Source organism: Rhodoplanes roseus, assembly GCF_003258865.1.
GTDB classification, from domain to species: domain Bacteria; phylum Pseudomonadota; class Alphaproteobacteria; order Rhizobiales; family Xanthobacteraceae; genus Rhodoplanes; species Rhodoplanes roseus.
In genome coordinates this window covers 1-12017 of the sequence record NZ_NPEX01000183.1, presented here as the reverse complement: position 1 = coordinate 12017, position 12017 = coordinate 1, and the positions used below count along the sequence as shown (strand labels likewise).

Annotated in this window: 9 protein-coding genes; 3 read left to right on the top strand and 6 right to left on the bottom strand. The window is 70.5% G+C overall.

Annotation, left to right across the window (positions count from 1 at the left end; genetic code table 11):
• Positions 1 to 85: 85 nt before the first annotated feature.
• Together CH341_RS21485 and CH341_RS21480 are read right to left on the bottom strand one after the other, a co-directional pair.
• Complete coding sequence (locus tag CH341_RS21485; protein WP_111421025.1) at positions 86 to 790, bottom strand: ribonuclease T2 family protein; 705 nt, start codon at positions 788 to 790, stop codon at positions 86 to 88.
• A gap of 115 nt (positions 791 to 905) precedes the next feature.
• Entirely contained in the window at positions 906 to 2240 is a 1335-nt protein-coding gene (locus CH341_RS21480; RefSeq protein ID WP_111421024.1) for an NCS2 family permease, read from the bottom strand.
• Positions 2241 to 2674: 434 nt separating this feature from the next.
• On the opposite strand from CH341_RS21480, the gene CH341_RS21475 reads away from it, so the two are divergent.
• Positions 2675 to 4066 carry a cytochrome ubiquinol oxidase subunit I gene (locus CH341_RS21475; RefSeq protein WP_111421023.1) on the top strand — a complete coding sequence of 464 codons (1392 nt, stop codon included), beginning with the start codon at positions 2675 to 2677 and terminating at the stop codon, positions 4064 to 4066.
• Positions 4067 to 4080: 14 nt separating this feature from the next.
• Positions 4081 to 5085, top strand: a complete 1005-nt coding sequence (gene cydB, locus CH341_RS21470) for a cytochrome d ubiquinol oxidase subunit II (RefSeq protein ID WP_111421022.1) — start codon at positions 4081 to 4083, stop codon at positions 5083 to 5085.
• Here the strand turns inward: cydB and CH341_RS21465 are convergent.
• The 3 genes from CH341_RS21465 to CH341_RS21455 all read right to left on the bottom strand — a co-directional run bounded on the left by CH341_RS21465 (position 5079) and on the right by CH341_RS21455 (position 8314).
• Positions 5079 to 5855 (bottom strand): N-acetylmuramoyl-L-alanine amidase family protein, encoded by a 777-nt coding sequence (locus tag CH341_RS21465; protein ID WP_111421021.1) that lies wholly within the window; start codon positions 5853 to 5855, stop codon positions 5079 to 5081. The two genes, cydB and CH341_RS21465, sit on opposite strands and share 7 nt — an antisense overlap.
• A 20-nt stretch (positions 5856 to 5875) precedes the next feature.
• Complete coding sequence (locus CH341_RS21460; protein WP_111421020.1) at positions 5876 to 7372, bottom strand: glycosyltransferase family 39 protein; 1497 nt, start codon at positions 7370 to 7372, stop codon at positions 5876 to 5878.
• A 129-nt stretch (positions 7373 to 7501) separates the two neighbouring features.
• Positions 7502 to 8314 carry a ribonuclease HII gene (locus CH341_RS21455; RefSeq protein WP_111421019.1) on the bottom strand — a complete coding sequence of 271 codons (813 nt, stop codon included), beginning with the start codon at positions 8312 to 8314 and terminating at the stop codon, positions 7502 to 7504.
• A 273-nt stretch (positions 8315 to 8587) separates the two neighbouring features.
• On the opposite strand from CH341_RS21455, the gene CH341_RS21450 reads away from it, so the two are divergent.
• Positions 8588 to 10885: a glycosyltransferase gene (locus tag CH341_RS21450; protein WP_146604568.1), complete on the top strand. Its 2298-nt coding sequence runs from the start codon at positions 8588 to 8590 to the stop codon at positions 10883 to 10885.
• Between the two features lie 135 nt (positions 10886 to 11020).
• Here the strand turns inward: CH341_RS21450 and CH341_RS21445 are convergent.
• On the bottom strand, positions 11021 to 12017 hold a 997-nt coding region (locus CH341_RS21445; RefSeq protein WP_111421017.1), incomplete at its 5' end, for a PA0069 family radical SAM protein.

Below are 12017 nucleotides of genomic sequence, written 5' to 3'. Positions count from 1 at the left end.
GTGCGCACGCGCTGGCGAGACGCGCGACGGTGCGCCCGGGCCCGGGCCCGGGACGGGCCGGCCGGACGGGCCGCCCCGGATCGCCTCAGCCGCCGCGCACCGGCGGCATCGCCAGCTTGTCGCGACGGCAGGCGCGCCGGTCGACCTCCGGGCAGTCGCGGAAGCCGAGCTCGCGGGTGAGGCAGATGCGGATCTCGGTGAGGCGGTTGCGGTTGCAGCCGACCGCGATGCCGGAGCGGTCGAGACCCGGATTGGCCTTGACGAAGGCCTCCTCCACCTCGTCGGGCGTCACCGTCAGGGTCGCCTCCGGCTCGAGATAGGCCTCGGGGATCTTCACGACCGCGCGCGCCTTGCGCACCGCCTCGAAATAGCCGCGCGCGCCGAGCCCGGAGCAGACGCCGTGCCGGTCCCATTCGTGGAAGACGAGGCGGGGGCTCGGCATCAGGTCGAGCATCGCGGAGACGATCTCGCGATTGAGCCGCGGTGCCGGCACCTGGCAGAACTCCGGAAAGCCGCGATCGTATTGCGGCCACAGGCCGTGCACGACGAACGAGAACGGCCGCGCGCCGCATTGCGGATCGGGACGGCCGTTGTCGTTGCGGGTGCGCCGCTCGGCCGCCGCCTCGCAATAGGACGGCGACCACGACAGCGACAGCACATAGAAGTCGAACTGACCCGGCTCGTTCTGCCGCCGGTCCTGCGCCGCGGCCGTGCCGCCGAACAGGCCGGCGCCGATCAGAGCAGCCACCGCCACGGCGACCGCCGCGGCCCGTCCCACAGACGCAATCATGATCCGCCCCACTTCCGACACGACGTCGGCGCCACAGCCGGACGTCGCAGTCACGATATCAGAGTTGCAGAACGTTTCAAGAACGTTCCGATCTCGGCAGGACCGGCCGCGGCGATCAGGTCATCGCGAACTTCGCCGCGAACAGCACCGCCAGCACCACGACGGCCGGCGTCGCCTCGCGGAAGCGGCCCGAGACGATCTTGGCGGCCGCATAGGTGATGAAGCCGAGCCCGATGCCGGTCGCGATCGAATAGGTGAGCGGCATGGTAACGGCGGCGACCACGGCCGGGGCGTATTCGGTGACGTCGTCCCAGGAGATTTCCGCGAGCCCGCGGGTCATCAGGCAGGCGACGTAGAGCAGCGCCGCCGCCGAGGCATAGGCCGGGACCATGCCGGCCAGCGGAGCGAAGAACAGCGCCAGCAGGAACAGGAGCGCCACCACGACGGCGGTGAGCCCGGTGCGGCCGCCGGCCGACACGCCGGCCGCGCTCTCGATGTAGCTGGTCGTCGTGGAGGTGCCGATCAGGGCGCCGAACATCGCCGCGAAGCTGTCGGAGATCAGCGCCTGCTTCATCCGCGGCAGCTGGCCGTTCTCGTCCAGGAGGCCGGCCCGGTGGGTGACGCCGATCAGCGTGCCGGCATTGTCGAACACGTCGATGAACAGGAAGCTGAACACCACGATCAGGAAGGTCTGCTCGTGCAAGACCGAGAAGTCGAGCTGCAGGAAGGTCGGCGCCAGCGACGGCGGCACGTCGACGATGCCGGTGAAGGTGGCGTGCCCGAACGGCAGGCCGAGCAGAGTGACGATCAGGATGCCGAGCAGCGTGCCGCCCAGGACCTTGCGCGAGTTGAGGGCGGCGATCAGCACGAAGCCGGCGAGGCAGAGGATCGCCGGGAGCTGGCGCAGATCGCCGAGCGTCACGAGGGTCACCGGATGAGCGACCACGATCTTGGACTGCTCGAGCGCGATGATGCCGAGAAACAGGCCGACGCCGGCCGAGATGGCGAGCTTCAGGTTCCGCGGGATGGCGTTGATGACGTATTCGCGCAACCGAAAGATCGACAGGAGGAAGAACAGCACGCCCGAGCAGAACACCGCGGCGAGCGCCTGCTGCCACGAGTACTTGTAGGTGAGGACTACCGTGAAGGCGAAGAAGGCGTTGAGCCCCATGCCGGGCGCGAGCGCCACCGGATAGTTGGCGTAGAGCGCCATCACCATCGTGCTGACCGCCGCCGCCACGCAGGTGGCGACGAAGACGGCGCCCTTGTCCATGCCGGCATTGGCCAGGATCGTCGGGTTGACGAAGACGATGTAGACCATCGTCAGGAACGTGGTGACCCCGGCGATGACCTCGGTGCGCACCGTGGTGCCGCTCGCCGTCAGCCCGAAATAGCGGTCGATGAAGGATGTCCCGCCGGATGCGGAACCGCGCGAACCGGAATCGGCCATGACGTGCCCCCTGCCCGGCCGACGCGACCGACGCGCGGCGGCCTACCCCTGCCCTTGGTTCTATCCCCGGGTTGTGGCGGCGGCAATTCACGTGCCACACGCGGCTGTGGACTTCGACACCGCCGCGCCGTGCCGGCCGGTGGCCAAGCGTCTCGGCACGTGCGCCCCGCGCCGCCGCGCGGCCATGAGCCACGTTGTGCAACCGCGGAACAAAGGAGTACCGTCTCACGTTGTTCGCGCGCCGCGATGCGCCGCGCCGCGGCCTTCACGACGTCCGTCCCGCCGGCTCGGGCCGTCGGGGATCGCCGCCGTGGCGGCTGTCGGCCCGGCGGCCGCATGATGCGCCCCGGCTCCGCCCCGCGGTGCCAGCGCCTTTCGCCCGCGACCCGATCCGGCCGCGCGGCCCGATGTGAACACTCCCGGGGTACGACGTGATGGACTTCGATCCGCTTCTGCTCGCCCGCGTGCAATTCGCCTTCACCATCACGTTCCACATCATCTTCCCGAGCTTCACGATCGGCCTCTCGGCCTATATCGCGACGCTGCTGGTGCTGCGGCAGCGGACCGGCGACGAGCGCTACGGGCGGCTGGCCCAGTTCTGGACCAAGATCTTCGCGGTGTCGTTCGCGCTCGGCGTCGTCTCGGGACTCGTGCTGTCCTACCAGTTCGGCACCAACTGGAGCCGCTTCTCGGTGGTGGTCGGCAACGTCATCGGGCCGATGATCGGCTACGAGGTGCTGACCGCCTTCTTCCTGGAGGCGTCGTTCCTCGGCATCCTGCTGTTCGGCGGCGGCGGCCGCGTCCCGCCCCTCCTGCACACGCTGTCCGCCGTGATCGTCGCGGCCGGCACCGCCACCTCGGCGTTCTGGATCCTGTCGGCCAACTCGTGGATGCAGACGCCGGCCGGCCACGTGATGATCGACGGCGTCGCCCATCCGCAGGACTGGCTCGCCATCATCTTCAATCCGAGCTTCCCGTATCGCCTCGCCCACATGGTGACGGCCGCCTATCTCACCACGGCCTTCGTGGTGCTGGCGGTCGGCGCCCGCTGGGTGCTGGCCGAGCGCCACTACGACGAGGCGCGCCTCATGGTGAGGATGGCGATCGGCATGATCATCGTGCTGGCGCCGCTGCAGATCTTCATCGGCGACCAGCACGGGCTCAACACCCTGAAGCACCAGCCGGCCAAGATCGCCGCGATGGAAGGCCACTGGGACGGCAGCAAGCCGGGGAACTTCGAGATCTTCGCCTGGCCGGACAGCAAGACGGAGAGCAACCGCGTCTCGATCTCGATCCCCTACGCCTCGTCGCTGATCCTCACCCATGATCCGAACGGGCTGTTTCCCGGACTGAAGGATTTCCCGCCGGAGGATCGTCCGCCCGTCCCCAACGTCTTCTTCGCCTTCCGCATCATGCTGGCGATCGGCTTCTCGATGCTGGGCATCGCGGTCGCCGGCGCCGTGCTGTGGTGGCGTGGCTCGATGTTCACCACCGGCTGGTTCCTCAAGCTCGTGTCGCACACCTGGTGGTTCGGCTTCACGGCCATCGTCGCCGGCTGGATCGTCACCGAATCCGGCCGCCAGCCGTGGATCGCCTACGGCATCCTGCGCACCGCCGACGCCACCTCGCCGGTGCCGGGCGGCAGCATCGCGGCGACGCTCGCGCTGTTCGTCCTGGTCTACGGGATGGTCTTCTCGATGGGCATCTACTTCATCAACCGGCTGCTCGCCAACGGGCTCGCCCACGGCGCCGACCAGCCCCCGCGCTCCGGCACGCCGCTGCGGCCGCAATCGGCGGCCGGCGACGCCAGCCGCCGCGCGCTGTAGGACGGGAGATCTCCATGGAACTCCTCGATCTCCCGACGATCTGGGCCGTCCTGCTGGCCGTCGCCGTCGCCCTCTACGTGGTGATGGACGGCTTCGACCTCGGCATCGGCCTGCTGTTCCCGTTCGCCGACAACGAGCGCCAGCGCGACCAGATGATGGCCTCGGTGGCGCCGTTCTGGGACGGCAACGAGACTTGGCTGGTGCTCGGCGGCGGCGGCCTGCTGGTCGCCTTCCCGCGCGCCTATGCGGTGATCATGCCGGCCCTCTATCTGCCGATCATCGCCATGCTGCTGGCGCTGGTGCTGCGCGGCGTGTCGTTCGAGTTCCGCGCCCCGCAGGCCAACACCACGGCGGTGTGGAGCATCGGCTTCTTCGTCGGCTCGGCCTGCGCGGCGTTCTGCCAGGGCGTCATCCTGGGCGGCTTCATCCAGGGCCTGACGGTCGAGAACGGCCAGTTCGCCGGCGGCCCGTTCGACTGGGCGACGCCGTTCGCCGCGCTGTGCGGCTTCGCCGTGATGGCCGGCTACGCGCTGCTCGGCGCCACCTGGCTGATCATGAAGACGGAAGGGCCGGTCGCCGAGAAGGCGCGCCGGCAGGCGCGCGGCCTGCTGCTCCTGGTGATGGCGTTCATGGTGGCGGTGTCGCTGTGGACGCCGCTCGCCTTCGCCCGCATCGCGCAGCGCTGGTTCTCGACGCCCAACATCTACGTGCTGTGGATCGTGCCCGTCGTCACGGCCGCCGTGGCCTGGACGGTGTGGCGCCACACCGAGCGGCACGACTGGGTGCCGTTCGTCGGCACCATCGGACTCTTCCTGCTCGGCTATCTCGGCCTGGCGATCTCCACCTACCCGTATGTCGTGCCGCCCGAGCTGACCATCTGGGACACGGCGGCGGCGCCGTCGAGCCAGGCCTTCATGCTGGCCGGCACCGTCGTCCTGCTGCCCATCATCCTCGGCTACGTCGCCTACGTGTACTGGCTGTTCCGCGGGAAGGTGCGCGAGGGCGACAGCTATCACTGAGGCCGTGTCGCCGCAGGCGCCGCGCAAAATTCCTGAACGGCGGTCAGCACCGCGCCGGCGATCGCGCCCTGACGCTCGCGGCCGGCGAGCGCGAGCTCTTCGGCGCGGTTGACGATGACGCCGGCTTCGAGAAGCACGGCGGGCGCGGCGGTGTCCTTCAGCACGATCAGGCCGTCGTAGCGGAAGACGCCGCGCGCGGCATCCAAGACCTCGCGGCCCTCGCCCGGGATCGCCTCGGCGTGATGCAGCGTGAACGGCAGATCCTTGGCCAGCAGCGCGTCTCCGAGTCCTCGGGCGAAGGCGAGGCTCGCGTCGAAGCGCCGGTTCTCCCGCGACACGAAGACCGACCAGCCGGCGGAGCGGTCGCTGTAGGCGCGCACGCGCCCCTCGTGGGTCCACTGCGAATAGAACCGCGGCTGGACGTCGTCGTGATGGATCGACAGAAGCAGGTCCGGCGGATCGGCGTTGGCGACCCTGGTGCGTGCGAGAAGCTGCTTTCGCCCACGGCCTCGCACCACCAGAAGGGTCGTGCGGGAGAAGCCGCCGTCGCGCAGCGCCCGCGCGATACGCTCGGCGAGCCGCAGGTTGAAGGCGTGCTCGGTGACGCCGCGCGCGCTGGTGGCGCCCGGCTGGTCGACGGTGTGGCCGACGTCGAGCAGGACCCTGAACTCCGCCGGTCGACAGGCGTGCTGCGGCTCGGCGCGGGTGGAGACGGCGAGCAGCAGAACGCCGAGCAACAGGACCGTGCCGGCGACGGCGCGGCGGCACACGGCGCCTGGTGGAAAAATCCTCACTGCGGTCGCAGCATGCCCCAGCCCACCCGCATCAGCGGCAGCCGACCCTGGATGGCGCGCGAAAAGGTCTGCGGCACCTCGGCGACCAGATCGGGGAAGCGGGCCTTGATGTCGGGCGGGATCGCCGTCGAGGTGCCGGCGGTCGGCCACAGCACGATGGCGCCCTTGCGGCGCAGCTCCTCGCCGGTGACCCACGGGGTGCGGTCGGGCGCCGCGTCGAAATAGAAGCTCGGCCGCGACGGCGCCGCGATGGCGACCAGGCTGGCGAGCCGCGGCTCGCCGGCGACGATCGCCAGCGGCTTGCCGGTGCGCCGCTCGAAGGTGTCGCCGAAGAACTTTCCGATCGCGTTGGCGGGCTGCGAGATCGGCACGTCGGTGGTGGAGACGAAAGGCAGCACGGCGACGGCGGCGGCCGCGATGACGGGCGGCGCGACCAGCAGCAGGCTCCAGGCGACAGTGGTGAGCCCCTGCCGCTGCAGCACGATGGTGTTGCCGGCCAGGACCACCATGGCGAGCCCGGACAGCACCACATAGGGGCCGAGGCCGCCGATCGGCCCGCGGTCGCCCATGAAGGCGCCGGCGACGATCGCGGCCAGCGGCAGCGCGCCGGCGAAGAACAGGACGAAGCGGCGCTCCAGCCCGGTGATCGGCTTTCGCGGGAAGGTCGGGGCCTTCTCGGCCGGCGGCTTGAGGCCGACCGCGATCAGGTACAGCAATCCGACGCCGACATGGGCGAGCAGCAGGCCGCCGAGCAGCCGGCCGAGCTTTTCGAGGGGATCGATCACCGAGGTGCCGCCGCCGGTCGTCCACACGCCCCACACGCCCGACATGTCGACCCACAGGAGATGCGGGAAGACGATGACGCCGATCAGGAACAGCGCCACCCAGGGCTCGATGCCGAGCAGCATCTCGCGGCCGCGCCGGCTCGCCGCCGTGAACACCGCGATGGCGGCGAGCAGGATCAGGCCGGCATACATGGTGAGCAGCAGCAGCGCGAGGCCGATCGCCATCACGTACCAGCCGCTGCGCCGGCCCTCGCCGATCACCCGCCAGTAGTGGCGCAGCACGAAGACGGTGAGCGGCATCGCCAGGATCGGCGGGCCGAAATCCGGCGTCGGCACGGTGAGCACCGCGATGCCGACCATCAGCAGCACCGCCATGGCGGCGTGCTGGGCGCCGACGATGGCGCGGCCGAGCGTGAACACGCCCCAATAGGTCGCCACCACGCAGGCCTGGGAGAGCAGGTAGACGCCGGGCGCGCCGGCGATCGCGAAGGCGATCTCGGCGAGCCAGCTCGCCAGCGGCGGGCCCCAATAGGAGCCGAGCTGGAACTCGTGGCCGACCGCGATCATCAGCGGCAGGTTGCCGGGCGGTGCCGAGTAGAACAGCGTCGGCACCAGCCACCACAGCGTCGCCTGGACGAGCGCGGCCGTCCACACCACGAGGCGCGGATGGGCCCGCACCAGTTCGACGAACAGGGAAACGTGGAGCATCGGCGGGTGCGTCGCGGTTCGGGCGTCGGGACGGGAGCGGACCTCGGCGCGCCGGCGACGTCCCGCGCGCCGCCGGGGCGGCCGTCCGGGGCGCGGCCGTGCCGACCGTCGTAGCAAACCCGGGTGGGACTAGGAAGCGATCCGGCGTAGCCCCGCCGCGGCATCGGGCCCGGCGGCGTCGGGTCCGCCCGCCGTCTCCACCGCCGGCAGCCCCGAGCACACGGCCCGCACGGGCGCAAAGGAGCGGCGGTGATGCGGGGTCGCGCCGAGCGCGGCGAGCGCGCGCTGGTGCTCGGGAACCCCGTAGCCCATGTGGCGCTCGAAGCCGTAGCCCGGATGGGCGGCGCCGACCTGCTCCATCAGCCGGTCGCGCGTCACCTTGGCGACGATCGAGGCGGCCGCGATCGACAGCACCAGGGCGTCGCCCGAGATCACGGCCTCGCAGTCGCAGCCCGCGTCGATGCGGTCGCAGCCGTCGACGAAGACCAGCTTCGGCACCACCGGCAGGGCCCGGACGGCGCGGGAGAGCGCCCACAGAGAGGCCTGGCGGATGTTGTCGCGGTCGATCCGGGTCGGGCAGCCGAGCGCAACGCCCACCTCGGCGACCGCGCAGATGCGCTCGAACAGCACGGCCCGGCGCTCCGCCGTCAGCTTCTTCGAATCGTCGAGCCCGCGCGGGATTCGCTTGGGATCGAGGATCACGGCGGCCGCGACCACCGGACCGGCGAGCGGCCCCCGCCCGGCCTCGTCGCAGCCGGCGACCGGCCACAGCCCGCGCCGATGGGCGCGCCGCTCGCGATCGAAGGTCGGCCGCAGCGGCTCCTCGACGAGCGGCAGGCGCGGGGCCGCGGCCGCATCGGCGCAACCGGACTTCGAGCGGGCATCGGCTCGCCCGGCAGCGGCGGCGGATTTGGGCGATGGGGCATCGGTGCGGCGACTCATGGCGCCATGGTGCCGGCCTCGGCCGCGGCCGGCAACTCCCGCGGCGCGGCGACCGTCCGAGCCTGCTCCGGCGGTCCGCCGATCCCTGCAGAGGCGGTCCGCCGCCGAGCTCTGGCTGCGGCGCCGTCCCGTGCTGGACGATGGACCAGCCGGCCGGCTTATCGGGCTAGTCTTCTCTGTAGCCGATTTCCGCCTGCTGTACTAAGCGGACGCCAATCCCTATGATGAGCCCTTTAGTTTACGTCTCCCGTTAATCTCCGGCCAGTGCAGCACATGACGACCACGAATTCAGAGCCGCTCGTTTCAATCCTGATCATCAACCACAACTACGGACAATTTCTGCATCAGGCGATCGAGTCGGTCGCTGCGCAAGACTATCCGAACATCGAGTGCATCATCGTCGACAACCTCTCGACCGATGCCAGCGTCGACATCGCCCGCCAGATCATCGCCGGCGACCCGCGATTCCGGCTGGTCACGCTCGACGCCAATTACGGCCAGCTCGGCGCGTTCTTCCGGACCTTCGAGGAATGCAACGGCCGCTATGTCACGATCCTGGACGCCGATGACATCCTGTTCCCGGCGTTCGTGTCGAGTCACGTTCAGGTTCACCTCGCCCTGCCGAGCCCGGTCGCCCTGACCTCCAGCAACGTGGTGGAGACCGACGCGACCGGAGGCGTCCGCAGCGGCCGCTATCCGCATTTCGGCTCGCCGCTTCTGTGGGACTGCCCGGGGCTGGTCGACCGGCGTGACGCGCCGCGTGTGGCGACCGTGTCGGACCGGCAGTTCGACCGCATGTCGCCCCGTGTTTCCGCCATCCCGGCGACCCAGATGGGGTGGTTCTGGGGGCCGGGCTCGGCCAACATGTACCGCCACAGCATCCTCGAGGCGGTGTGTCAGCAGCGGGCGACCCCGTATCTGCGGGGCGCCGACGCCTATCTCAATCCGTTCGCCCACGCGCTCGGCGGGACGGCCCTGATCGACAGCCCGCTCTCGTTCTACCGCATCCACGGCTCGAACTATTTCGCGGTGCGCGAGACCGTCACGGGCCTGAGGGCCGGACGGCCGGAGTTCGACGCCCTCCACCTCGCCCTCGCCGAGGAGACGGTGGATTTCATGCTCGGCCACGCCGCGCGGTTCCGGCCGATCCTGGGGCACGACCGGTTCTGGGAAGTGCTCGACCAGCTCGCCCGCTTCGGCTCGGGCCGCACCGTGTTCCGGTCGAAGGCCTTCCTGGACTCCCTCGTCCGCCACGCCGCGGTCGTGCAGGCGAGCTTCAGCGACCGCGAGCTCGCCCGCGTGCTGGTCGAGAACGTCAAGCCGACGCGGCTCGCGACGCTGATGCCGCGGCTGCTCCTCGCGTCGCCGCGCCTCGGGCTGCAGCTCCGGGTGACCTTGCAGAGCCTCGCCGATCCGCTGGGGCGGCGGCGCCGGCGACGCGCCCGGCGGCACGGCCGGGTGGCGTTCCACGCGCAGCCGGCGGCCGGCCATCCGCCGAAGCCGCACGACTTCGGGACGGCGCGGCTGCTGACCCGGGATCCGCCGGTCTTCGTCACCGGCATCACGTTCGACGAGTGGCTCGGCGTCGCCGGAGCGTTCGGGCGCCGCTTCGGCGACACGGCGGCCGGCTTCATCGTCTACCCGACCTGGTCGATCGAGGATCCGGACAAGATCGCCGCGATCGGCCGTGCCGTGCAGGAGCATCGGCGGCGGCACCCGGCGCACCGCATCGTCTTCATCGGCAATACGCGCCGCGAGGCCGACATGCTGGCCGGCGAAGGGCTGCCGGCGCTGTTCCTGAACAAGAACTTCTTCGTGTCCGAGCGGGTCTTTCACCCGATCGCCGAGCAGGAGCCGGAATTCGACGCCGTCTACAACGCCCGCTTCGTGCCCGAGAAGCGCCACGCGCTCGCCGAGCTGATCAGAACGGTCGGGTATCTCGGCTATGTCTCGGAGAGCCACGACGAGCACCAGGACGAGATCGCCCTGATGGCGCGGCTCGTCCGCGAGAACCCCTCGCATCGCCTGCTCAATCCGGTGGTCGACCGGCGGCCGGTCCGGCTCGACCCGGCCGGCGTGAACCGGCAGATCAACCGGGCGCGCGTCGGCCTGATCCTGTCGGAGGTCGAGGGCGCGAACTATGCCTCGATGGAGTACATGCTGGCCGGGCTCCCCGTCGTCAGCACTCCCAGCGCCGGCGGCCGCGAGGTCTATTTCGACCCGGACTACTGCATCGTCTGCGATCCGACCCCGGAGGCGGTCGCCGCCGCGGTCGAGACCCTGAAGGCACGAAACATCCCGCCGGAGCACATCCGGCAACGGACGCTCGCCAAGCTGGTGCCGGAGCGGCGCCGCTTCCTCGATCTCGTCGCGCAGTTGCATCACAAGCTCGGCGGCGGCCGCTTCGACGCCCCCGAATGGCCCTATGCTCACCTCGACACGTTCCTGACATTCGGCTCGTACGAGCCTTATCTGGACAGCCTCGAGCAGGCGTCCGTCGTGTCGCGGGGCGGCACCCGTCCGCCGGGCGTCCGCGCGCTTCTGACCGACACTGCGATCGCGGGGCGATGAGCCACCGACCGGGGCGCGACGAGCCCGAGCCGCCGCGATGCGTGGCGGCCGGGCCGGGCGGCGCTCGCGATCGAAGCCCGGCCGCACCGGCACGTCGTCGAGCGGCAGGCGGCCGGCGGGTTCGACGGCTGCCTGTCAGAACAGCTCGAGCTGCGCCGACGGCTTCGGCGGCGGCGCGAAGTGCTCGACCGTCAACGCGGTGCGGCGCAAGTTGAGCCCGAGCCGATCGCAGGCCTTCTCGAAGCGGCGGCCCAGCATCCAGGCATAGGGGCCGGAGCCGGTCATCCGCTGGCCGAACTTGGCGTCGTAGTCCTTGCCGCCGCGCATCTGGCGGATCAGCGTGAAGATGTGGCGCTCGCGGTCGGGGAAATGGGTGACGAGCCATTCGCGAAACAGGTCGCGCACCTCGAGCGGCAGGCGCAGCAGCACGTAGCCGGCGCCTTCGACGCCGGCCGCCGCCGCAGCGTCGAGAATCCGCTCGATCTCGGCGTCGTTGATGGCCGGCACCAGCGGCGCCACCATCGGGGTCGCCGGAACGCCGGCCTCGGCGAGGCCACGCAGCGCGGCGAGCCGGCGCTCCGGCGTCGGCGCCCGCGGCTCCATCAGGCGCGAGAGCTTCGGGTCGAGCGTCGTCACCGACAGCGCGACACGCACGAGCTTGCGCTCGGCCATCCGCGACAGGATGTCGAGATCGCGGAGAACGAGATCCGATTTGGTGACGATGCCGACCGGATGGCCGGTCTTCTCCAGAACCTCGAGGATACGCCGCATCAGGCCGGTCTTGCGCTCGATCGGCTGGTACGGGTCGGTGTTGGTGCCGATCGCGATGGTCTTCGGCACGTAGCCCTTGGCGGACAGCTCGCGCTCCAGCAGCTCCGGCGCGTCCGGCTTCATGAACAGCTTCGACTCGAAGTCGAGCCCGGGCGACAGGCCGAGATAGGCGTGGGTCGGCCGCGCGAAGCAGTAGACGCAGCCGTGCTCGCAGCCGCGATACGGGTTGATCGAGCGGTCGAACGAGATGTCGGGCGACTCGTTGCGGGTGATCACCTTGCGGGCCGTGTCGGTCGCCACCGTGGTGGCGAACGGCGGCAGATCCTCCAGGCTCTCCCAGCCGTCGTCGAAGGCGATGCGG